20 protein-coding genes and 1 tRNA gene are annotated in these 21,216 nt (G+C 60.4%); 6 read left to right on the top strand and 15 right to left on the bottom strand.

All coding sequences use genetic code 11. The features are described 5' to 3' along the window. Positions 1 to 21 precede the first annotated feature (21 nt). From E3E11_RS02425 to fdnG, 5 genes are all read right to left on the bottom strand, one after another. The gene (locus E3E11_RS02425; protein WP_141451025.1) at positions 22 to 495 is read right to left on the bottom strand and encodes a hypothetical protein; all 474 of its coding nucleotides are present in this window, start codon (positions 493 to 495) and stop codon (positions 22 to 24) included. Between the two features lie 214 nt (positions 496 to 709). After that, positions 710 to 1,663, bottom strand: a complete 954-nt coding sequence (gene fdhE, locus E3E11_RS02420) for a formate dehydrogenase accessory protein FdhE (protein ID WP_141451024.1) — start codon at positions 1,661 to 1,663, stop codon at positions 710 to 712. 182 nt (positions 1,664 to 1,845) lie between these two features. Beyond that, positions 1,846 to 2,529, bottom strand: coding sequence for a formate dehydrogenase subunit gamma (locus E3E11_RS02415; protein WP_141451023.1), 684 nt, complete (start codon positions 2,527 to 2,529; stop codon positions 1,846 to 1,848). Between the two features lie 15 nt (positions 2,530 to 2,544). Next, positions 2,545 to 3,600 (bottom strand): formate dehydrogenase subunit beta, encoded by a 1,056-nt coding sequence (gene fdxH / locus E3E11_RS02410; protein WP_141451022.1) that lies wholly within the window; start codon positions 3,598 to 3,600, stop codon positions 2,545 to 2,547. Positions 3,601 to 3,617: 17 nt separating this feature from the next. Beyond that, on the bottom strand, positions 3,618 to 6,677 hold the full coding sequence (gene fdnG, locus E3E11_RS02405; RefSeq protein ID WP_141451021.1) for a formate dehydrogenase-N subunit alpha: 3,060 nt from the start codon (positions 6,675 to 6,677) through the stop codon (positions 3,618 to 3,620). 716 nt (positions 6,678 to 7,393) lie between these two features. Here fdnG and E3E11_RS02400 point away from each other — a divergent pair. Beyond that, entirely contained in the window at positions 7,394 to 7,663 is a 270-nt protein-coding gene (locus E3E11_RS02400) for a hypothetical protein (RefSeq protein WP_141451020.1), read from the top strand. Positions 7,664 to 7,699: 36 nt separating this feature from the next. Here E3E11_RS02400 and E3E11_RS02395 read toward each other — a convergent pair whose 3' ends face one another. Next, positions 7,700 to 8,683, bottom strand: coding sequence for an AEC family transporter (locus tag E3E11_RS02395; protein WP_141451019.1), 984 nt, complete (start codon positions 8,681 to 8,683; stop codon positions 7,700 to 7,702). Positions 8,684 to 8,868: 185 nt separating this feature from the next. Here E3E11_RS02395 and E3E11_RS02390 point away from each other — a divergent pair, with 185 nt between their 5' ends. Further along, positions 8,869 to 11,223 (top strand): FUSC family protein, encoded by a 2,355-nt coding sequence (locus E3E11_RS02390; protein WP_141451018.1) that lies wholly within the window; start codon positions 8,869 to 8,871, stop codon positions 11,221 to 11,223. An 18-nt stretch (positions 11,224 to 11,241) separates the two neighbouring features. On the opposite strand, the gene E3E11_RS02385 is transcribed toward E3E11_RS02390, so the two are convergent. Together E3E11_RS02385 and E3E11_RS02380 are read right to left on the bottom strand one after the other, a co-directional pair. Then, on the bottom strand, positions 11,242 to 11,571 hold the full coding sequence (locus E3E11_RS02385) for a hypothetical protein (protein ID WP_141451017.1): 330 nt from the start codon (positions 11,569 to 11,571) through the stop codon (positions 11,242 to 11,244). Between the two features lie 275 nt (positions 11,572 to 11,846). Beyond that, positions 11,847 to 12,158: a hypothetical protein gene (locus E3E11_RS02380; protein WP_141451016.1), complete on the bottom strand. Its 312-nt coding sequence runs from the start codon at positions 12,156 to 12,158 to the stop codon at positions 11,847 to 11,849. 343 nt (positions 12,159 to 12,501) lie between these two features. Between E3E11_RS02380 and E3E11_RS02375 the strand changes: the two genes are divergently transcribed. Further along, positions 12,502 to 13,101: a hypothetical protein gene (locus E3E11_RS02375; RefSeq protein WP_141451015.1), complete on the top strand. Its 600-nt coding sequence runs from the start codon at positions 12,502 to 12,504 to the stop codon at positions 13,099 to 13,101. A gap of 67 nt (positions 13,102 to 13,168) precedes the next feature. Then, positions 13,169 to 14,281 carry an XRE family transcriptional regulator gene (locus E3E11_RS02370; RefSeq protein ID WP_141451014.1) on the top strand — a complete coding sequence of 371 codons (1,113 nt, stop codon included), beginning with the start codon at positions 13,169 to 13,171 and terminating at the stop codon, positions 14,279 to 14,281. Positions 14,282 to 14,439: 158 nt separating this feature from the next. Here the strand turns inward: E3E11_RS02370 and E3E11_RS02365 are convergent. From E3E11_RS02365 to hisB, 7 genes are all read right to left on the bottom strand, one after another. Beyond that, positions 14,440 to 14,515 (bottom strand) — tRNA-Glu (locus E3E11_RS02365). A 97-nt stretch (positions 14,516 to 14,612) separates the two neighbouring features. Continuing rightward, positions 14,613 to 14,999: a histidine triad nucleotide-binding protein gene (locus E3E11_RS02360; protein ID WP_141451013.1), complete on the bottom strand. Its 387-nt coding sequence runs from the start codon at positions 14,997 to 14,999 to the stop codon at positions 14,613 to 14,615. 32 nt (positions 15,000 to 15,031) lie between these two features. Continuing rightward, positions 15,032 to 15,403: a phosphoribosyl-ATP diphosphatase gene (locus tag E3E11_RS02355; RefSeq protein ID WP_141451012.1), complete on the bottom strand. Its 372-nt coding sequence runs from the start codon at positions 15,401 to 15,403 to the stop codon at positions 15,032 to 15,034. A gap of 35 nt (positions 15,404 to 15,438) precedes the next feature. Continuing rightward, positions 15,439 to 16,200, bottom strand: a complete 762-nt coding sequence (gene hisF / locus E3E11_RS02350; protein WP_141451011.1) for an imidazole glycerol phosphate synthase subunit HisF — start codon at positions 16,198 to 16,200, stop codon at positions 15,439 to 15,441. After that, entirely contained in the window at positions 16,194 to 17,651 is a 1,458-nt protein-coding gene (hisA, locus tag E3E11_RS02345) for a 1-(5-phosphoribosyl)-5-[(5-phosphoribosylamino)methylideneamino]imidazole-4-carboxamide isomerase (RefSeq protein WP_141451010.1), read from the bottom strand. The genes hisF and hisA overlap by 7 nt, the downstream gene beginning before the upstream one ends. Continuing rightward, positions 17,652 to 18,317, bottom strand: a complete 666-nt coding sequence (gene hisH, locus E3E11_RS02340) for an imidazole glycerol phosphate synthase subunit HisH (RefSeq protein ID WP_141451009.1) — start codon at positions 18,315 to 18,317, stop codon at positions 17,652 to 17,654. Positions 18,318 to 18,366: 49 nt separating this feature from the next. Next, positions 18,367 to 19,071 (bottom strand): imidazoleglycerol-phosphate dehydratase HisB, encoded by a 705-nt coding sequence (hisB, locus tag E3E11_RS02335; RefSeq protein WP_231118964.1) that lies wholly within the window; start codon positions 19,069 to 19,071, stop codon positions 18,367 to 18,369. Between the two features lie 146 nt (positions 19,072 to 19,217). On the opposite strand from hisB, the gene E3E11_RS02330 reads away from it, so the two are divergent. Then, positions 19,218 to 19,877, top strand: a complete 660-nt coding sequence (locus tag E3E11_RS02330; protein WP_141451008.1) for a nitroreductase family protein — start codon at positions 19,218 to 19,220, stop codon at positions 19,875 to 19,877. Between the two features lie 38 nt (positions 19,878 to 19,915). Further along, a complete protein-coding gene (gene ubiM, locus E3E11_RS02325) occupies positions 19,916 to 21,187 on the top strand; it encodes a 5-demethoxyubiquinol-8 5-hydroxylase UbiM (protein WP_141451007.1) in 1,272 nt (423 codons plus the stop codon). Positions 21,188 to 21,216: the final 29 nt, after the last annotated feature.

Below are 21,216 nucleotides of genomic sequence, written 5' to 3'. Positions count from 1 at the left end.
AATCAAAAATAAATTTTCTTATCATGTTGGTATAGATGAGGTATATAAATCATATTTGTTGAGGATATAATTGAGATAGTAGAAGCTGAAGAAAAAGATTAAGAAATTGTTGATGGGAAGATCAATACCGTAGGTCTCATCAGCTTTCAGTCTAAGAGAGTGAGCAGTTCGATAAGCCAAGATGAGCTGTAGAAGCCACTTGCTGAGCCAGCAGACAAAGCATGCAATAACGAGAACGCCTATTAATCCCACCTGAGCCTGAGTATCCGATGATGGGGGAGTGGAATGCAATTGTGCGTCCGTAGGAAGAGCGTAAATAATTATATTAATGAGACCACCCAAGGTTCCTGTCAGAACAAGGGCGCTGTAGAAGAGGGCTTTATAGGGGAACGGCTCGAAACGGTTGCGGCAGAGAATGAGAATCTGGCTGAGGCGGACGTAATAGAAGATCCCGCCGCTGAAGAAGGTGAGCACGAGGAAGATGAAGGTGGCCATCCTGTCCTCTGCAGGGACAGCGAGAAAAGATTTCCGGGTCGGGGTCATGAATGCAGGTCTTTCGCAGCTCGGGGCGCTAGAGGGGCAGTAGGTTTTCCAGCGCTCTGGAGGCTGGTGCGGATGTTGGTTCTTGTGCAGCAGCAATTACCTGTTTGCAATGGTGGCAGACATTTTTCAGACGCCTGAATCAGGTAAAACCTATTTTTGAAATTTTCTACAAAGGCAGAGCGAAGGGATTGATGGTCGAGCGGGTGAAGGATTTCTCACCGATCAGGCTATCAAGCGGGAAAGTGCCGAGATCGTCAGCCACGCCTTCCTGCTGCGGGTCACGGTCAAGGCGGATCAGCTTGACGTAGCTCAGGCAGTCACCGCAGGTTTCAACCTCGACCGGGGCTTTCTGCTCATCAAGCGACCAGTAGTTCAGCTTGCCGCTTTCACCGCAAACGGTGCACAGGGAGCGCACGCGGTGCCAGCGCGTTTCGCACAGGCTGCATTCCTGGTAGCGCAGGCCTTCGCGCCCGCCTGTCATGACGAGACTTGCCACAGCCAGCGCGCCACAACAGGGGCAGTTGACGGCTTCGGGCTCGGCACGGGCCTTGCGGGCCTCTTCGGTGGCCAGAAGCATGGACGCCCCCTGGGCCCAGCACAAAGACAGCACTGCAAACAGCGGAACGGCCAGCACCTGGTTTGCTTCAGAGAAATTGCCTGTCAGCAGCAGGTGGGCCTGCCGGGCCAGTTCGGGGACATCCCTGGAGGCCTGCTGCAATGCTTCCGCCTGGGGGACAGGCAGAGAGGGCGCCAGTTCTGCAATGAAGGTGCGGAAGATCTCCTGCCAGAAGGGCGCTTCGGCAAGGGCTTCCGCAGAGGGCATGACAGTGCTGTTCAGCCAGACGGCCATGGTTGCCATGTCCTGGGGAGAAAGGGGGGCCTGCTCAAGCTGGCGGGCCTGGAGTTCCACCAGGTGTCTGAGGAAAGCGAGATAGTTTCCCCCGTCCTCGCCTGCCTTTTCCTCCAGTGCTGCCAACCGCGTGATACGGCGTTCATAAAGCGCCTTGAGATCTGGGGAGAGCACAGGATCGATGGAAACGATTCCACCGGTCCGTTCTTCGGGTGGGACCGGCACGTCTGAAGGCAGGGGCGGGGCGGGGCGGTTGGATGAAGCAGTCATAAGGGCTCCGCGGTCAGGCGTGGAATAGGGGTTGGCGGGGAAGAGTTTTCCATATCAGAGCCTGATACAGAAAAGGGCCCGGCAGTCTGCGGGCCCTCTGGAATATTTTCTCACCTGGTGTCCCACAGGAACAAGGAAAAGGCGAGAGCGCTGTCTGGCAGCCGGAAGGCGTATTTCCGGGCTCAGTGAGCGTGGGGATTGGGCGGAACGCCTTCAGCCAGCTCCTGACGGGCCTTAGCGCCTTCCTTCTTCATGATGCCTTCGAGCCAGCGGTCATGATGCACCCGCGCCCAGCGCCGTGTGACAAAGCCCGTCACCATGCCGGTGATGGAGCCACGGACCCAGATGCCCATGTAGATATGACCCAGGATAAGCATCATGAGCGAGATCGCCGCAGCCGAATGCACGAGAATGGCGACGCGCAGGACCGACTGGGAGAAATAGCCCGCGAAATATTTGCGCCACACCATCAGCCCGCTGATCATCAGCACCCAGATCAGGGACATGATGCACCAGAACAGAACCTTCTGCCCGGCATTGTATTTGCCGATATGCAGGTCCTTGCCGTGCTGGTTCATCAGCACGCCCACGATGTTCTTGAACCACAGGATGTCGAAACGGTCCGGCAGGTTGTGGCGCACGAAGCGGAAGAACATGATGAACAGGAAGCAGAACACCGCAATGCCCATGAAGGGATGAAGCGTGCGTGCCAGCTGCCCGGGGCCTAGCACACGCCCCATGATGTCCAGGCTGGGAAAAAAGAAGGAAAGCCCGCTGAAGGCGGCCAGGGCGAAGCAGGTGGCATTGCCCCAATGCAGAAGGCGGTCGGTATATTTGCACCGCAGGATTTTGTATTTGTCTTCCATGTCCCCAAACCTTCCTTAGTCGGCCTTGCCGTCGTTGTGGTCGTGCTTCTTGCTGGCCTGTTCGGCCTGGCGCTGAAGGGCGGCGGCTTCCTCGTTGGCGGCCTTGTCCTCGCGGCGCAGCACGCGGCGGTTGTGGATGTCGACGACCTCGTCCACTTCCCGCTCTTCGCGCTTGAGGGTTTTCTCCTCTTCCTCGCCGATCGGAGGCGCATACTGGTCGGTATTGGGACCGACGCCGGCAAAATGGGCGAAGGCTGCGGCAATCGTGCCGATGAAGCCCAGGGCGCCGATCGGCTTCAGCCAGTCTTTCCAGCCACGGACAAGCGGGCTGATTTCCGGGTTTTTGGGCAGGCCGTGATAGATCTCGGGGTCATTGGCATGCTGGAGCACGTAAACCACATGCGTGCCCCCCACCCCTTGCGGATTGTAGATCCCGGCCTCGGCAAAGCCACGGGTTTTCAGCTCGGCCACGCGTGCTTCAGCCAGTTCCAGCATTTCCTTGCGGTTGCCGAAGGAGATGGCACCCGTGGTGCAGGTCTTCGCGCAGGCCGGCTCCTGGCCGACAGCGACGCGGTCGGCACAGAGGGTGCACTTGTAGGAGTGGTTGTCCTTCTCGCTGACCCGCGGAATGTTGAAGGGGCAGCCGATCATGCAATAGCCGCAGCCGATGCAGTGCTCTGACTCGAAATCCACGATCCCGTTGGCGAACTGCACGATCGCGCCCGGAGCGGGGCACGACTTCAGGCAGCCCGGCTCCTGGCAGTGCATGCAGCCATCCTTGCGCATGAGCCATTCAAGCTTACCGTTGGGGTCGACGTATTCATCAAAGCGGATGACCGTCCAGGTCTCGGGACTGAGATCGCGCGGGTTGTTGTAGGTGCCGTCGCAGGTGCCGACTTTGTCGCGAATGTTGTTCCACTCATCGCACGCCCCCTGACAGGCTTTGCAGCCTGTGCAGATAGTGACGTCGATCAGCTTCGTGACCTGCTCTTCAAAGTGGCGCGCATCGGGCGGGGGGGTCAGGCCGTTCGTTGCGGAACGCCTGATAACATCCTGTGACTGAAGGGTCATCTTTCGTCCCTCAAACCTTAAGCTTTTTCAACATTGACAAGGAAGGCCTTGAACTCTGGCGTCTGGGTGTTGGCGTCCCCGACGGCCGGCGTGAGCGTGTTGCTCAAAAAGCCCGGTTTGGTTGCACCCTTGAAGCCCCAGTTGCTCGGCACGCCGATCTGGTAAAGGGACTTGCCCATGACATCGAGGCGGGTCAGGCGCTTGGTCACCACGGCAACGGCTTTGATGTAACCGCGATAGGAGGAGACCTTCACCATGTCACCGATGCCGATGCCCAGCTTGTCGGCCAGTTCCTCACTGATCTCGATGAACTGCTCGGGCTGGAGGATGGCGTTGATGCGCGCATGCTTCGTCCAGGTGCGGAACAGCTCCGTGATGGAGTAGGTCGTGGCCACGTAGGGGAAGTGCTCCACATTGCCGAGGCGCGCGCGGGCATCGGCATACATGCGCACTGCCGGGTCATGCAGCGACTTGGTGGGGTAGGGCAAGTGCGAGAGCGGCGTTTCCATCGGCTCGTAATGCTCGGGGAAGGGCCCATCCACCAGAGACGTGCACGAGAACAGGCGACCGCGTCCCTCGGCCAGCGTGATGAAGGGGCCCACGCCGCTGCCCGGCGGGGAATGCAGCGGATAATCCGGATTGTCGGCACCGGTCCATTTCTGGCCGTCCCAGTACAGGTAACGGCGCTTGGGGTCCCACGGGCGGCCCATCGGGTCCAGACAGGCGCGGTTGTAGAGAATGCGGCGGTTGGCAGGCCAGGACCATGCCCAGCCCGGCGTGCAGCCCCAGCCCGTGTCGGTATTGTCGCGGCGCGCCATCTGGTTGCCGGCTTCCGTCCAGGAGCCCGCAAACACCCAGTTGAAGGAAGCGGTGGTGCCATCGGCGCGGAAATGCAGCGGATCCGAGAGCAGTTCGCCGCGACGGGCGATCAGCTTGCCGTGTTCGTCATAGAGATCAGCCAGGGCGTAGCCGTTGTTCTCTTTGGCCACTTCCTCAGGCTGGGGCTCCAGCGGGTTCTGGTAGTTCCAGGAGATGTTGAGGATCGGCTCGGGGCACGCGCCGCCTTCCTTGCGGTACAGCTCGCGCATCTTCATGAGAATCGCGCTGAGAATCTTGGCGTCCGACCAGGATTCGCCAGGCGCATTGGCGCCTTTCCAGTGCCACTGCAGCCAGCGGGCCGAGTTGACGATGGAGCCGTATTCCTCAACGAAGCACGTAGTCGGCAGGCGGAAGACCTCGGTCTGGATCTCTTCCGTCGGCACGTCGTTGTATTCGCCGGTATGCTGCCAGAAATTGGACGTCTCAGTGTCCAGCGGGTCCATCGTGACGAGGAACTTCAGCTGCGACAGCGCTTGGGTGGTGTAGTTCTTGTCAGGCGCGGAACCGAGCGGGTTGAAGCCCTGGGCCAGATAGCCCGTCATCTTGCCGTGGCGCATCCGCTCCAGAACGTGGAGGAGATCGTAGCTCTGGTCCCATTTGGGCAGCCAGTCATAACCCCAGTTGTTGGCCTTGGTGGCCTTGTCGCCCCACAGCGCTTTCATCAGCGAGACGAAATATTCAGGGAAGTTCCGCCACAGATCAACCTGGTCTGGCAGCTCCGGCTCGACTGTCTGTTCCTTGAGATAGACGTTCATGTCCTGCTGGCTGTCCATGGGCAGGTTCATGTAGCCGGGCATGCGCAGCGACAGCAGGCCGAGATCGGTATAGCCCTGAATGTTGGAGTGGCCGCGCAGGGCGTTCACGCCGCCGCCCGGCATGCCGACATTGCCCAGCAGCAGCTGGATGATGGCCGCCCCGCGGATGACCTGCGAGCCGTTGGTGTGATGGGTGAAGCCGAGCGCGTAAAGCCAGGTCGTGGTCAGCTCAGGCACTGAGGTTTCAGCCAGCGCCTCACAGACCAGCTTGAACCCTTCTATCGGCGTGCCGCAGATCTCGGACACGACCTCGGGCGTGAAGCGGGCTGCATGCTCACGCAGGAGATTGATGACGCAGCGTGGATTCTGGAGGGTGGGATCGCTCTTGGCGAAACCGTGCTCATCCAGCTCGTAGTTCCAGGAGGTCTTGTCGTAGGTCTTGGGGCCGATCTCGCCCGGGCGGTAGCCGGAGAAGAGGCCGTCCTCAAAGCTGTAATCAGGCCGCACCAGCAGCGAAGCGGTGGTGTAGGCACGCACATATTCGTGCTGGATGCGGTCATGCGTGAGCAGATAATTGATGATGCCCAGCAGGAAGGCGGCATCGGAGCCGGCGCGGATCGGTACGTAGTGGTCGGCCACGGCCGCGGTACGGTTGAAGCGGGGATCGACCACGATCAGCTTGGCACCGTTGTTGATCTTGGCCTGTACAGCCCATTTGAAACCGACGGGATGCGCTTCGGCCGCATTGCCGCCGAACACCAGAACCGTGTTGGCGTTTCTGATATCCACCCAGTTGTTGGTCATGGCGCCGCGGCCGTAGGTCGAGCCGAGGGCGGCCACTGTCGGGCCGTGGCAGGTGCGGGCCTGGTTGTCGAAGCAGAGCATCCCCATGGCGCGCGCGAACTTCCAGTCCAGCGTGCCGGTCTCGTTGGAGGCGGCAGAGGAAGCCAGCATGCCGGTCGACAGCCAGCGATTGACCAGCTCGCCCTTCTCATTATGGGTGATGAAGTGCTTGTCGCGGTCATCCTTGAGCAGGCGGGCGATGCGGCTCGTGGCCTCATCCCAGGAGATCCGCTTCCATTCCTTGCTGCCGGGCGCGCGGTAGGAAGGATACTGCAGGCGCGTTTCGGAATGGATGAAGTCGATCAGGCCCGCGCCCTTGGGGCACAGGGAGCCGCGGCTGACCGGATGGTCCGGGTCACCTTCAATATGGAAGATCGATTCCTGCGAGTTGATGGCGCCGTCGCCGATGCCATAGACGAGCAGGCCGCAGCCGACCGAGCAGTAGCAGCAGTTGTTGCGCGTCTGCTTGGCCTGCAGGAGCTTGTATTCCCGGGTTTCCTGTGCGCGGGCGAAGGGAGGGGTGAAGCCCAGCGCCAACGCGCTGGCCCCGGCCACGCATGTGCCTGCGCCACGGAGAAATTGCCTACGCCCAAGTTTCATATGATCGATCCTGATCTCAAACCATCCATCAAGCAGGTCCGTGACAGACAGGCGCTTTTCACACCCGATCCCCTAGCCGATCCTGCTGGCCTGAAGCCTGCAGGGGAGCTCTGACCTTCCCGCGGCGGGGAAGGCGGAAAGGAAGACGCACACACGGTTGGGACGGAGGGTGTGTGAAGCACCGGCGCGTCAGGACCAACAGAAAAACATTTTCTGATTCAGCTTCCTATACCCTTTCCTGATCAATAGGAAGGGGTGCAAGTGCAGCCAAGGCTTGAAAACGCTTTCTCTCTTATCAGGGATGCCCCTGCGATTATTATGCAACAACCATCATAAAGGATTAAGGTTTAAATATTGATCAGGAACTTATTTGGGAAGATACCAGTCTGAATTCTGAATTTTCCTGATCTTGTGAACATTTCCCAAGACTGCACTCGGGTTGACAGATCGTTTTACGGCTTTGGGAAGACAGGATTGCATGAGAGGAAATGAAAGGGAGATTCTATAGATGGATTTTTCTTAATTTTCTCCCCATCTTCTGGCAGGGCCGTCAGTTGGGGCTGATTTGGGCCCAGATATAGTCTTATATAATTTTTCTTTTAGCAGGTGTGCGTGCGGGGAAAGCACCCTGGTAATTCACTCATATATGATATAACGCGCCTCCAGCCCTTTTCCTGCCTTCTTATAAGGCCGGCTTTTTACAAGGACAGAACTCCATGCCCCAGTCTACTCCCCGCACCCTTACGGTTTCCATTCTCAATGCCGTGGGTGACGCCGTGCCGGCGACCGTGCATCTGGCAAACGGCACCGCCAGCTTCGTGGTGGACGGCAAGGAAGTCGTCAAAGCCCTGCCGCTGAGCCAGCTGCAGCCGGCGCTCAATATCGGCAGTGGCATGAAGACCCTTTCCCTGGGTAATGGCGCGGAAGATTTCCCTTACGCCATCACGGCTGATGAAGCGGAAAAGATCATTTCTGCTGCCCGCTGAACAAAGACCAGGCCTGCCTTGCAGCCTGGCCTCTCCTCAGAGGCTGAGCCAGAGCAGAAGCGGCAGGGTCACGGCAGAGCAAAGCGTGCTGAAAAACAGGATGGACGCCGCTTCTCGCTCTGCCACCTGAAAGGCAACCGCCAGGATGGTGCCCAACGCTGCCGTTGGCAGCGCCAGGGTCACCACAGTTTCAGCCCCTGCCTGGAGCGGCAAGGGCGGCTTGAACACAAGCAACAGGCCCAGCATTGCGAGCGGAATGGCCAGGTTGCGGATCAGCACGACCAGCCCCACAGAAAAACTGACCCTGATGCGACGCGTCTGCAGGACGATTCCGGTGGCAAAAAGCGCGACTCCGCCCGTGGCAACCGCCAGCAGGTGCAGCGGCTGGCGCACCCAAACTGGGACGTGCACGCCAGCCAGCTGGAGCCCCAACGCCAGGAGCGGCGCCCAGACCACGGGTTCCCGCAGGGCCGCTTTCACGTGACCGAGTATGAAAAAAAGCGGATTTCTGTGCGCGTCTCTCGTCTCTTGAGCAGAGGCTTCTGCAGCCGGGGCGGCCAGCACCAGCAGGGCCAGGGGCAGTTGCACCAGATTGATGATCAACCCGCCCAGTGAAACGATGAGCCCGCTATTGGCGCCGTACAGCTGCCCCAGAACCGGCACGCCGACAAAGGGGATGCTGGGCGCGCTGAGGCAGAGGGCTGTGATCATGGCGGTTCTGGAAGCAACTATGGGCGCCAAGCGGCGGCGGAAAAGCCAGCGCCCCGTGAAATAAGCCGCGATGAACGGTCCCATCATGCCGGCAAAAAGCAGCGCCCCCAGCGGTGCACGGGTGAGGATGAGGTCTCGCGGCATGGCGGTCACATGTGCAAAAAGCGCCATGGGCAGCGCGTAATGCATCACCAGCCGGGTCAGCACCTTGGCATTGTCAGCCGAGAACTCCCCCCGCATTGCGGCGAAATATCCCAAAACAAGCGTGAGGAAAACAGGCAGGAGAGCGGTCGTGAGCGTAAGGAGCATGGACACTTTGCCGTGAAGAGGGGGCTGCTTCTGACCATGCCTGAAACGCCCAGCCCCTCCTAGGGCCAGCCAGCGGTGGCCGAGGCAGCTGCGCAACAGGGGAGCGCCATGCCCGCAAGGGGCTGCCGCTTGGCAGAAGACGGTGTTAGGCAGAAACAGCCCCTTCCGCTCAGAGACCTCCCGCCGTGCCTTTGGCCCTCCCGCCCACCAGTCAGTCCCCCGAAAGGCGCTCTACCGGCTGGCGGCTGCGTGCGCATCAGGCGGGCGAGGCGCTGGGGCACATGCGCCAGCTCTTTCACCCGCCCGCCGGCGTGCTGTTTACGCTGCGGACCACCTTCGCGGCCCTCATCGCGCTGGGAATCGCCTTCCGGATGGAGCTGGACAGCCCGGCCTGGGCTCCGCTGACCGTCTGGGTGGTGGCGCAGCCCACGCGCGGCGAGAGCCTTTCCAAGGCGCGCTGGCGGATTGTGGGCACATTGGGCGGCGGGCTGTTCGCGCTTCTGCTCAGCGCGCTCGTGCCCCAGGCGCCCTGGCTCTTTTATATCGGCCTGGCCTTGTGGACGGCGCTGTGCACCGGGCTGGGAAGCTTTGCCACCAATTTCCGCGCCTATGCCTGGAGCCTGGCCGGGTTCACCGGCGCCATCATCGCCGTGGATGCCGCCCCTGACGCCAATAATGTTTTCACCGTCGCGATGTCGCGCTGCACCTATATCATGCTGGGCATTGTCTGTGAGCTCAGTGTGGCAGCCGTGTTCAGCGTTGACCCCTCCAAACAGGCACGCCGGGCGCTCCATCTGTCGCTGATGCAGGCGCTGAGGGAAGTGACGGCCATCGTGAGCGCCGCCCTGGCCCCGACCGGGCAGGAGGCGACCAGCGGCGGAGGCAGCAACCACACATCCCTGCTGGCCCAGGCGGAACAGCAGCTGGGGGCGGTGCTGGCGCTGGACAACCGCATTGAATTCCTGGCGCTGGAGATCGGGCCACATACCCGTGCCGGCGACCATGCCCGCGCGGCATTGGCGGCTTTGGGCAGTGCGCTGGTGCGGGTGTTCGGCACGGCGCTGAGGCTGCGCGGCCATGCGCAGCTGCTGCGTGAAGCTGCCCCCCTTCTGGGCAGCTCATCTGCTGCGGGGGCGATTTCTTTCGCTGAGCTGGCGACCCTGTTCAGGCAGGCGCGCGCCCTGCTGGCGCGCGTGCAGGATTGTGCCGCGATGAAGGGCGCGACCTTCCAGCAGGCTGCGGCCTTGCTGGTGCCCCAGCTGCACGCCATGCGCGAAGCATGCCTGGCGCCCATCCCGGCACTGATGCAACGCAGCCTGGCACTAGGAAGACCCATGCCTGCCACGCCTGAAGCCGGCTCGGCGCACAGCGAGACCCTGCCGGTGCTGGCCGCCCTCCAGGTGGGGCTGACCTCCCTGGCCAGCGTGCTGGCGGATCTGGTCACCGCCCTGGCCCAGGCCAGCGCCAGCGCGCGCGCCACGCGGGCGCCTGGCGCGGATGGTTCTTTCCGCTTTGCGCGCAGGCCCTGGCACGATGGCGTTTATGCCTGGCAGAACGGTTTGCGCGCCTTCCTGTGCGTTCTCATGACCGCTTATGTCTATGAGGTCACGGCCTGGACCGAGGGGCTGCCTTACATCATCTATACCGCCGTCATCTGCTGCGTGTTCGGCCCGCGCCCGATGCAGAAAGCGGCGACGATGGGCTATCTCTACGGCACCCTGGCCGCCGCAGCCGTGGCCTTCTGGGTGGTGATCCTGGGCATTCCGTCCGTGCGCACGTTTGAGCCGCTGGCGCTGATCATCGGCGCGGCGCTGATGCTGAGCGCGCCGTTCCGCACCCGCCCCAGCACAGGCCCTGCCTGCGTGACCTACGGCTTCATGCTCATGCTCATGTGCGGGCTGGACAACCAGCGTGACATGAATGAGATCCAGTATTTCAACAAGGCGCTGAGCGAAATCCTTTCTTCCGCTTCCGCGGTGGTGGCCTTTCGCACCATTTTCCCCTTCAACCTGCCCCAGGCCGCCTTCCGCGTGCGCCGCTCCATGCTGGGTGACCTGCACCTGCTGGTCCGCCCCGGCCCTGTGCCTGATGAAGCGCGTTGGATCTCGCGCAGCCTGGACCGCTTTGCCCATCTGGCCACGCGGGCAGGGGAGACGCGGGTGGATGAAGGGGCAGTGCGGCGCTTTCTTTACGGCTTGCTCGCTACCCTGGCGCTGGGGCTGAACCTGCTGCGCCTGCGCCGCCTCATGCAGGCCGGCCTGTTGCCGCCTGGCCTGAAGCCTGTGCTTGAGTCAGTGTTGGGCTGTTTTGCCGGCCGCCGGATTGACGTTCCGGTGCTGATTACTCGTGTTCATATCGCCCGGCTGGCGCTGCTGAAGCTTGCGCCGGAAGCCGTGACGGCTCTGGCAGGGAAGGAAGGGGCGGCGCTCAACATCGCCTATGCGCTGGGCTGCCTGCTGGGGATCGAGCAGCTGGTGGAGAACAACCAGGCCTTTCTGGACCCCACCCATTCCATCTGGCGGCCTGAGGAAGTCGGGTAAGGGTGGGTGATCAGGTGGTCAGAGCTTCGCAGCGAAGTTCAGCAGCAGGGCAAGGGCAGCAAAAAGCGTGCCGCCCATGCCGCAAAGGGCGGCGCGGCCATTGGTCCGGTTGGACTGCGACAGGACTTTGACGATCTCATTGAGGTTGGTCAGTGCCTGGTCAAGCTGGTTGAAGGCATCCTCAACCGAGACCTGCTGCAGCTTGACGTGCGGCTTGCCGCAGGTCTCAACCAGCGTGCCGAGGCGGATGCGCGAGGCATCCCACCACAGCTTGGCGGACCAGCCGGAAAAGAAGCTCGATGCCAGAGTGGCGCAGGTCGCAAGCCCCAGGCAGAAATGTTCCCACACGTCGTGCGTTATCCCCAGTTTGTGAAAAGTCTTTGGTAGGTCTTTAAAACACTCAACCCCCGCTGCCAACGGTTGTAACGTTGTGCTTAGCGCAGGTGTAAAGGTGCCGAAATATCCCTGAATATAGCCATAAATTCAGGCCGTTCCAGATTCTGTGCCGACCCGCGCCGCAAAAACAGCACGCTTTCCCGACCCGCCATGACATGTCTGCAACACTCTTTGGGCTACCCGCATTCCTGAGCGGACTGAAAGAAAGCCTCTCTGAGCAGGGACCTTCAAGGCGCCTCGCGCTTGGTCTCTTCCACCGCATCAAGGCATTGAGCAAGCGTGTCATAACCGGGGTTGGCGGCCGCTGCTGTCTGCCGGATACACGCCACCCGCGCATCACTGTCCTTCTGTATCCACCCAGCCTTCAGCGTGTCATAGGCCTCCTGGTTGTTGGCGATACAGGCATTGTAGGGCACGGGATTGGGAGTATTGTTGCTCTGACCGGTCTGACGTGCGCAGAGCTTTTCTACCGGATAGCGTGGGAGAGACACGGGTTTGCCTTTGAGGAGGTCCGTATGTGTTTCAGTCACGCGTGTCATGAAGGCTGAGACGGGTTGGTCGTAGTAATGTTGTGGGGAGAAAACAGTTGTTGGAGCGGCTTGAGCTATTGTAGAAATAGAATCTGAACCTAGAAATCTTAGAACCATCAGCAAAACAATAATCCCCATGAATTCGTCCTTAAAATGATCAAGAGATTTCATTATAATTTTTTTGTGAGCGATATCCATAAGATAATATTTCTCTAGAATTGAGATTTAATATTATGAATATTAAGGCACAAATATTATACCTACGCTAGGATAAAAACTTCAAGATTGGTTGACAGATTAAAAATTGGTTGACATCCTCTGTTGAATGCCAATTGGAATCGGAGATAAGTGAATGCATCCTTGGGATTATGATCCAGCGCTATCAAAAGCATCATTATGTCAGGTTGCGCAGCTTATCGAACGTGGGCGTAGCATTGCTCTTGACCATCATGCGCCAGAAATTGGTTTGAATAATTGGTCGCTCGGAGGTGATGCATATTCATGTATTTGTCACCAGTTTAATCGAGCCGCGGGCACCTCCGGGTTTGAATGGTTGGCTGTAACTAATTCGGGCCTACAATTTCAGTTTACAATTGGACAGGTGCCACTGCGTTTTTATCGTGGCAAACCTTCTAATCCTTCAGGCAGAACATTGGCACCAACTGATTTCGAGCAGTTATGTTTTGACTTTGGATCTAAAATTCTAGTCCCTGGTAGCCTTTTTCGTATTTGTTATGAAATTGACGAAGATGGCTCAATGCTTCAGTCCTACTTTGTGGCTGTACGTAATGGTATTGTTGAAGATATTTGGCCGATTCCGCTGGAGAATAATGTTTCTCAAGTTGTTTGGTTTAATGATGATCGTCCTGAAGGGCGTGAGCTTCCGTCCCCCACTGTCAAGGGCCGACGAGATGAAGGTGACCTAGATAGTAAAAATTATAATGAGAAATAGGGTTCTTACGATCAGCTAATATTTTTAGTTAAGAATAAAAAGTAGTGATGCGCATAGAGCCTGGACCATGAACGAGCTATATCTACGTCCTTTTTATGGAGAGAAGCTACGCCTTGCCCGTATGTTAGCCAGACTTTCACTTGAGGAGCTTGGTAAGCTTGTTGGGGTAAGTCGTCAGTTTTTACATCAGTTAGAAACTGGAGCTAAAGAACCGGCTGATGAATTACGTAAAGCGCTTGAAGCTGTTCTTGAAGTTACAGAAATATTTTTTGGCACTTCGAATTTGAGAGCTGTACAGACGGAGGACTGTCATTTTCGACGCCTTGCCACAGCTCCTCGAAGCATTCTTGCCCAAGCTGCAGCCCGTGGTACGATTTTGGAAACTATCGTTGAAGCGCTAGACGGGCAGCTTCGTTTGCCGACCGTGAATTTTCCCGAGGCTGCCAACCCAATTTCTTTTGAAGAAGTCGAGAAAATTGCTGAGAATGCAAGGCGTTATTGGGGACTTGGCCTAGATGCGCCAATTACAAACATGACTCGGGTTGTTGAAAATGCAGGCGCGGTTGTTGCTCATTTTGATGATATTTCAGATCGAATTGATGCATTGTCTATTTCAAGACGCCGCCCAATTATCGTTCGCTCGAGTGCGAAAGTTGCTGCAGTCCGGCTTCGTTTTGATTTAGCTCATGAAGCAGGCCATCTTATCATGCATCAAGGAATAATTACTGGAGATAAGTTTACTGAAGGACAAGCTCATCGCTTTGCCAGTGCTTTTCTTATTCCGCGTAAAGCCTTTTTAAAAGAATTTCCTAGAACCCGGCGGTTGCTTGATTGGAATGGGATTTTTACTATGAAACTACGTTGGGGAGTATCCGTTAGAGCAATACTCCGACGTGCTTTTGATCTTGGTATGATTGATGCCAATCAATATCGTACGGGTAATATACATTTAACCAAAACCGGTCAAACTAAAGTGGAAAAATTTGATAGTGAAATTAAACCTGAACAGGCTGAATTAATGCAAAATGCTCTTACGTATTTGGAAAATAATGATATAATAGGATTGTATGGTATTATATCTACAATTGGAATGACCCCTAGATTATTTAAGAAAATCACAAACTTCTCTGTTCCACCTTTTCCTTCTAATGTTGTGAAATTTACGGGGTTTAAGTTGTAAATCATGTTCTATCTAAATTAAGCCAGAATAGATTTTGGTGTTTACTACTCAAAAAATAAATTAATTTACCTTAGAGAACGAAATTTAATAATCAGAGAAAGGAGAGAATATTAAAATCCTCTTAGATGTTTTAATTACTATACTAGTTTAGAAAATTTTGGCGTCCCATAGGGGATTCGAACCCCTGTTGCCGCCGTGAGAGGGCGGTGTCCTAGGCCTCTAGACGAATGGGACGGGAGGCAGGTCTGCTTCTAGGGCAAACCTGCCGGAAAAGCAAGGGGGTTCGCAGTGCGCCGGCTGGCGTTAGCGTTTGTTCAGCGCCTTCCCGCCATCAGCCCTTGCGGCTCAGCAACGGGCCCAGTTTTTCGCCGCCGAGAAGGTGCACGTGGAAATGTGGAACTTCCTGGCCGCTGTCGGGGCCGGTATTGGTGATCAGTCGGAAGCCGGCGGGGAGGAGGTTTTCCTGTTGGGCCACGTGGTCAACGGCCTGCCAGAACTTTGCGATCTCCTCAGGCGTGGCGCGGCGGGTGAAGTCATGGAAGTCCGTGTAAGCGCCGCGGGGAATCACCAGCACATGCACCGGGGCCGCGGGCGTGATGTCGTGAAAGGCCAGGGCCGCGTCGTTTTCATAGACCTTGTGGCACGGGATCTCGCCGCGCAGGATGCGGGCGAAGACGTTGTTGGGGTCGTAAGCGGGGTTGGGGGCAGTGGTTACCATGGGGAGCGCTCCTGCTTGAAGGGGGTGGAAGATCAGGGGGTTTTCGGTCTGGCGGCTTTCTCGGCCACGCCGCTGGTGCCTTCGCGGCGGGCAAGCTCAGCCCAGACCATCTCAGGGGTTACGCCTGCATCCACCCACATCACCACCAGATGATAAAGCACGTCCGCGCTTTCGCTGACCAAAGCGGGCTTGTTGCCGTTCACCGCCTCGATCACGCATTCCACCGCTTCCTCACCGAACTTCTGGGCGATCTTGTCACGCCCCCGGGCCATGAGGCGGGCTGAGTGGCTCAGCTCGGGCGAGGCCGTTCTGCGTTCCACCACCGTAGCAAACAGCCGTTCAAGCACGTGGCGGCCATGGGCTTCGGCTGAATTGGCACTCTTGGGTGAAGCGGGCGTGGTCATGGGGAAATCTCCTGGGCGGGAAGGGAAAAACTGGGTCAGCGCCCCAGGCGGGTGGGCAGGCCGGCATCGGCCAGGGCCTGTTTGACATCCTGCACCTGAAACCGCCCGAAGTGAAACACGCTGGCTGCCAGCAAGCCGCTAGCACCTGCCTGCGCGCCTTCGACGAAATGCGCCAGCGTGCCTACGCCGCCTGAAGCGACCACAGGCACGTTGACGCGCGCGCAGACCGCCTTGAGCAGCTCGAGGTCAAAGCCTGAGCGGGTGCCGTCGCGGTCCATGCTGGTCAGCAGGATCTCGCCTGCACCGCGCTCAGCCAGCTCCTGTGCCCAGGCAACGGCGTCAATGCCTGTGGGTTCGCGCCCGCCCCTGGCAAAGACTTCCCAGCCGCCGCGCCCGTCAGCACGTGCGTCGATTGCTGCCACCACGCACTGGCTGCCGAACCGCCCGGCCGCTTCATTGATCAGCTCGGGGCGGCGCAGGGCTGCGGAATTGATGGCGCATTTATCGGCCCCGCGCAGCAGCAGGTTGCGGATATCGCCGCATTCCCTGATCCCGCCGCCAACCGTCAGCGGCAGGTTGATCTCCGCTGCTGTGCGTTCCACCACGTCCAGGATCGTGCCGCGGTTATCCGTGCTGGCGGTGATATCAAGGAAGGTAAGCTCGTCAGCTCCGGCCCGGTCATAAACCCTGGCCTGCTCGACCGGGTCGCCCGCATCGCGCAGGGAGACGAAGTTGACGCCCTTCACCACGCGCCCGTCACGCACATCCAGGCAGGGGATGACGCGCAGTTTCAGCATGGGCCGTCCAATACGTCCAGCGCTTCCTTGAGCCCGATGCGCCCGTCATAAAGCGCGCGGCCGACCACCACGCCGCCAAGGCCGCCTGCGCCGCTTTTGGGCAAAGCACAGGCGCGCGCCTTCAGGGCGCGCAGATGCGCAAGCGTGCCCACGCCGCCGCTGGCGATGACAGGAATATTGAGGCGTGCTGCCAGATCCACCGTCTGGTCGAGGTCCAGCCCTTCCAGCATGCCGTCGCGGGTGATCTCGGTGAAGATCACTGCTGCCACCCCGGCCTCCTCCATGCGCAGCGCCAGCTCGGGCGCGGTCAGCTCGGAGACCTCCGCCCAGCCTTCCGTTGCCACGCGCCCGTGCCGGGCATCAATGCCGGCAACGATACGGCCGGGCCAGGCGCGCGCGGCCTGGCGGACCAGCCCGGGGTCCTTGACGGCTGCCGAGCCCAGGATGACGCGACTGACCCCGGCCTCCAGCCAGCGCTCGATGCTGCGCATGTCACGCAGGCCCCCGCCCAGCTGCACGGGCAGGGAAGTGGCTTTGAGGATGGCCTCGACCGCCGCCCCGTTGGCTGACTGGCCGGCAAAGGCGCCATCCAGGTCCACAACATGCAGGTGCCGGCAACCGGCCTGGGCAAAGGCGCGGGCCTGGGCGGCGGGATCATCGGAATAATGCAATGCGTCTGACATCTCGCCCTGGCGCAGGCGCACGCAGGCCCCTTCCTTGAGGTCGATGGCAGGGTAGAGGGCCAGGCGCGGGCGTTCAGGTCTGTCAGGCAGGGTCGAAGGGGCAGCTTGGGTGGGCTCAGGCATCGGAACGGGGCTTTTCGGTGAAGAGGGCGTTGGTAGGGTGAAGGCGGCCTCTCCCTCTGGCCCAGCTTCTGGATCGGGCTCCTCATGCGCTGGCGGATCAATAGAGGCGGGGGAAAGAATCCGGGTGAAGTAGAGCCCCTGAATGTTCTTGCCGCCCAGGCGCTGGTAGCAGGGATGGGTGCCGAAATGCTGGAAGCCCAGTTTTTCCAGCAGATGGGCGGCAGCCTGGCAGGTTTCAGGCACTTCGCAATCCAGCACCTGCGCGCCCCTGGCGCCGGCGGTGGCAATCATTTCCTCCACCAGCAGCGTGCCCAGCCCCTTGTTGCGCGCATAAGGGGCGACGAAGGCGCGGAGCAGCTTGGCGCGTGTTTTGGGGCGCAGGGTCGTCCCGCCGCCCGGAAAGGCCAGAATGCCTGCGCCGCACACTGCACCCTCATCACCCCGCACCACGAAGAAAGCACGGCCCGGCGTGTGCACCAGCCCGTTGAAATAACGCTCCAGCACCCCGCGTTCCGGCGGGTAGGTCCAGTCAAGCGTGGCGCCGTCCAGAATGGCGGCGCAGGCGGCGTCGGTCAGGGTGGAGAGGTCGACCTCATCAAGGGTGCTTTCAACCCGGCTGGCCTCGCGGAGGGTGGGGCCGGACATTCAGGGCACCGGCTGCCACTGCAGGAAGTTGCCGAGCAGGGTCAGCCCGACCTCCTGGCTTTTTTCAACGTGAAACTGCGTCCCGCACCGCGTCCCCCGCGCCACCATGGCAGGGACCTGCCCGCCATACTGCGTCGTCATCACGCATTCAGCCGGATCACCGTGGCGCAGGGCATAGGAATGGACGAAATAGGCATGCTCTCCCGGTTGCACACCTTCTGTCAGCGGGTGGGCGCCTGGCGTGAAGTCCAGCGTGTTCCAGCCCATATGGGGCAGACGCAGGGTCCCGGCAGCGTCTGTGGCTTCACCTGGAGCCGGCTCCATGCGCGCAACTTCCCCCTTGATCCAGCTCAGACCTTCCGTGCGGCCATGTTCCAGCCCGCTTTCAGCCATGAGCTGCATGCCCACGCAGATACCGAGAAACGGCGTGCCGTCCTGGGTCATGCGTTCCAGCACGGGTTGCAGACCGGCCTGGTGGAGGCCGTGCGCGCAATCGGCGAAAGCGCCCTGGCCCGGCAGGATGAGCCGGTCTGCTGATTGCAGCACGCTTTCCTCTCCCGAAATCACCACCTCGGCTTCCACCCCGCGCAGCTGGGCGGCGCGGCGGGTGGCCTGAGCGGCAGAGGCCAGATTGCCGCCGTTATAGTCAATGATCACCACGCGCATCGGCCCTGTGCTTCTAGGACGCCCCCTGCGCTGCGCCTGGCTCGGCATTTCAGAGCACGCCCTTGGTGGAGGGGATGCGCCCGGCACTGGCGGGGTCGCGCCGGCAGGCCATGCGCAGGGCGCGGGCGAAGGACTTGAAGGCGCTTTCAGCGATGTGATGGGCGTTCCTGCCGCTCCGGCACGTCAGGTGGGCCGTGATGCGGGCAGACATCACGAAAGCGCGGAAGAATTCCTCGATCATCTCCGTGCTCATCGCGCCCAGATATTCCCGCGGGAAAGTCACATCCCATGCCAAAAAGGGGCGGCCTGAAATGTCGATCGCACTTTCGCACAGGGCTTCATCAAGCGGCACCAGGGCCTGGCCGAAACGCTCTATGCCGCGCTTGTCGCCGATCGCCTGACAGAACGCTTCGCCAAGCGCGATGCCGATATCCTCAATAGTGTGGTGGTCATCGACATTCAGGTCACCGCGCATGTCGAGATGCAGGTCAAAGCCGCTGTGGCGGGCCAGGGCATCAAGCATGTGGTCGAAAAACCCGATGCCTGTCCCCAGCCGGACATCGCCGGTGCCGTCAAGGGAAAGGGTGAGGGTGATCTCCGTCTCGCCCGTGCGCCGGCTGACTTTGGCGCGGCGCGGGGAGGCCGGCGAAAGCGTCTCCGCAGAAGCCGCCGCTGAAAACGGGTGCCGGTAGGCGCTGGCCTCAAAGGTCCTGGCTGGGGCGGCGGCAGGCATGCGGGAGTCTGAACGGGCCATGGGCGGAGCTTATCAGGCGGACATGCGGGAAGAAAGAGCCGTGGCCCCTGCTCGGAGCGCAGGGCTGCGGGCCAATGTCTGCAGGGTGTCTTCCCAGTTGCCAGTCCCTTGTTGCCAGTCCGGGATGCGGAGCGCATAACGGGGGCATGACCGCATCTGATCCCGCCACACCTGCCAGCCACGCATCCGGCAAGACTTCCCCGGCCCTCGAGCAGCTGCTGAGCCGTGCCTCCCGCGATGATCTGGTCGCTCCCGCCCCTGAAGGGCAGTCGCTGGAGACCATTCTGGCAGCCGCCCTGCGCGCGCCGGACCATGGCCGGCTGCGCCCCTGGCGTTACGTGGCGATCACCGGGGAGGCGCGCCCGGCTTTCGCCCATGAGGTGCTGGCCGCGATAGACCGCCAGGAGCCGGAGCTGCCCGAGAAGAAACGCGAGATGCGTTTTGCGCGCTTCAGCACCACGCCGCTTGTGTTGGCGTTGGGAATGCACCTGCAGCCAGAAAGTCCTATTCCGGTCTGGGAACAGGAGATGGCTGTCGGGGCTGCGGCCATGAATGTGCTGAACGCGCTGCATCTCGCAGGTTTTGGCGGCAAGTGGATCAGCGGGAAATTCTGCGATGACCCGAAGCTGCGTGAGAGCCTGGGGCTCAAGGGCGATGACCGCCTTGCAGGCTTCATGTTCATCGGCACGCCCGCAGGGCCGCGCCCGGTGCCCGGTCGCCCTGATCCGAAGGCCTATCTCGCTTTCTGGAAGCCCGGCTCCAAAGTGAGCTTTCCGGTCGACCGGGAAAGCGCTCAGCCCGGCTGAGGTTCCGTTCCCCCAACCGCACAAGGAGGCGTCCTGCAATGACCAAGTCTTCCCCGTCTTCCCAGGCTGCGCCTGCCTCAACCGGCAATGAGTTTGATATCGTGATAGCCGGTGGCGGCCCTGCCGGGCTGGCAGCGGCCCTGTCCTGCGCGCGCGATGGCTGGCGGGTCTGCGTGGTGGAGCGCGCGCCTGAATCCGTGCTGGCTGATCCCTCCTTTGACGGGCGGGAAATCGCCCTGACCCACCACACCCGTCACTGGATGGAGAAGACAGGCGTGTGGCACGAGATCCCGCCTGACGCCGTCTGCCCGCTGCGCGTGGCGCGCGTGGAAAGCGGGGACGCCACTGAATCGCCGCTGCTCTTCAGGGCGGAAGATGCAGGGCCGGAAGGCGGAGACGGGCCGCTGGGCTATCTGGTCGCCAACCACCATATCCGCCGCGCTTTGTATCGCCGCGTTGCAGCCACGCCTGAAATCACGCTGCTCTGCGGGCGTTCGGTCTCAGGCTTCACGCCCCGCCGCCAGGAGGTTTCCATCCAGCTTGACGAGCCGGCAGGCATTGACGGAGCTGCGCCCGGCAAAGAGCTCAAGGCGCGTCTGCTGGTGGGGGCCGACGGGCGCTTCTCGCGGGTGCGCGACATGGCGGGGATCGGGGCGATCGTGCATGATTTCGGCATGGACATCCTGGTCTGCCGCATGCGCCACCACCCTTCCCATGAAGAGACGGCATTGCAGTGGTTTGATGAACGCCAGACGATCGCCCTTCTGCCAGTGGCTCCTGACGGCAAGCCCGGCTCTGTCTCTTCGCTCGTCCTGACCCTGCCGCCTGAGGAGATCGCGCGTCTCAAGGCTGCCTCGCCCGAAGAATTCTCAGCCGAGATCACCCGCCGCACGCACCGGCGGCTTGGTGAGCTCAGCCTGGAAAGCCCGCGCATCACCTATCCCCTCAAGGCCGTTTACGCCCACCGTTTTCATGGCCCCCGCCTGGCCCTGATCGGTGATGCGGCCGTGGGCATGCACCCGATCACGGCGCACGGGTTCAATTTCGGCATCAAGGCGCAGGAATTCCTTGCTGACGCGATCAGCGCCGGCTCGGGCGATCCAGGCGCCCCGCGGGCCCTGGCTGCGTTCGCGCGCCGCCTGCGCCGCGAAACGGCCCCGCTTTTTGCAGCCACCAATGCCATCGCCGTGGCCTATACGCGTGATGAAGCGCCCTTCCTGCTGGCCCGCAAGCTTGGCCTGCGCCTGGCTGACCGCTTGGTGCCCTTCAAGCGCCGCGTCACCCGGATGCTGATGGATCCCCAGCCCTGATTAAAATCCTGATGGAAAGAGCTTAGGGG

The organism is Oecophyllibacter saccharovorans (assembly GCF_006542375.1).
Lineage (GTDB): Bacteria > Pseudomonadota > Alphaproteobacteria > Acetobacterales > Acetobacteraceae > Oecophyllibacter > Oecophyllibacter saccharovorans.
This window is presented reverse-complemented; position numbering and strand designations above follow the sequence as displayed.

What these genes read in the sequence shown, in the direction of transcription:
- E3E11_RS02425 (WP_141451025.1), bottom strand. Translation starts at nt 495, where the DNA reads ATGGCCACCTTCATCTTCCTCGTGCTCACCTTCTTCAGCGGCGGGATC.
- fdhE (WP_141451024.1), bottom strand. Translation starts at nt 1,663, where the DNA reads ATGACTGCTTCATCCAACCGCCCCGCCCCGCCCCTGCCTTCAGACGTG.
- E3E11_RS02415 (WP_141451023.1), bottom strand. Translation starts at nt 2,529, where the DNA reads ATGGAAGACAAATACAAAATCCTGCGGTGCAAATATACCGACCGCCTT.
- fdxH (WP_141451022.1), bottom strand. Translation starts at nt 3,600, where the DNA reads ATGACCCTTCAGTCACAGGATGTTATCAGGCGTTCCGCAACGAACGGC.
- fdnG (WP_141451021.1), bottom strand. Translation starts at nt 6,677, where the DNA reads ATGAAACTTGGGCGTAGGCAATTTCTCCGTGGCGCAGGCACATGCGTG.
- E3E11_RS02400 (WP_141451020.1), top strand. Translation starts at nt 7,394, where the DNA reads ATGCCCCAGTCTACTCCCCGCACCCTTACGGTTTCCATTCTCAATGCC.
- E3E11_RS02395 (WP_141451019.1), bottom strand. Translation starts at nt 8,683, where the DNA reads ATGCTCCTTACGCTCACGACCGCTCTCCTGCCTGTTTTCCTCACGCTT.
- E3E11_RS02380 (WP_141451016.1), bottom strand. Translation starts at nt 12,158, where the DNA reads ATGACACGCGTGACTGAAACACATACGGACCTCCTCAAAGGCAAACCC.
- E3E11_RS02375 (WP_141451015.1), top strand. Translation starts at nt 12,502, where the DNA reads ATGCATCCTTGGGATTATGATCCAGCGCTATCAAAAGCATCATTATGT.
- E3E11_RS02370 (WP_141451014.1), top strand. Translation starts at nt 13,169, where the DNA reads ATGAACGAGCTATATCTACGTCCTTTTTATGGAGAGAAGCTACGCCTT.
- E3E11_RS02360 (WP_141451013.1), bottom strand. Translation starts at nt 14,999, where the DNA reads ATGGTAACCACTGCCCCCAACCCCGCTTACGACCCCAACAACGTCTTC.
- E3E11_RS02355 (WP_141451012.1), bottom strand. Translation starts at nt 15,403, where the DNA reads ATGACCACGCCCGCTTCACCCAAGAGTGCCAATTCAGCCGAAGCCCAT.
- hisF (WP_141451011.1), bottom strand. Translation starts at nt 16,200, where the DNA reads ATGCTGAAACTGCGCGTCATCCCCTGCCTGGATGTGCGTGACGGGCGC.
- hisA (WP_141451010.1), bottom strand. Translation starts at nt 17,651, where the DNA reads ATGTCCGGCCCCACCCTCCGCGAGGCCAGCCGGGTTGAAAGCACCCTT.
- hisH (WP_141451009.1), bottom strand. Translation starts at nt 18,317, where the DNA reads ATGCGCGTGGTGATCATTGACTATAACGGCGGCAATCTGGCCTCTGCC.
- hisB (WP_231118964.1), bottom strand. Translation starts at nt 19,071, where the DNA reads ATGGCCCGTTCAGACTCCCGCATGCCTGCCGCCGCCCCAGCCAGGACC.
- E3E11_RS02330 (WP_141451008.1), top strand. Translation starts at nt 19,218, where the DNA reads ATGACCGCATCTGATCCCGCCACACCTGCCAGCCACGCATCCGGCAAG.
- ubiM (WP_141451007.1), top strand. Translation starts at nt 19,916, where the DNA reads ATGACCAAGTCTTCCCCGTCTTCCCAGGCTGCGCCTGCCTCAACCGGC.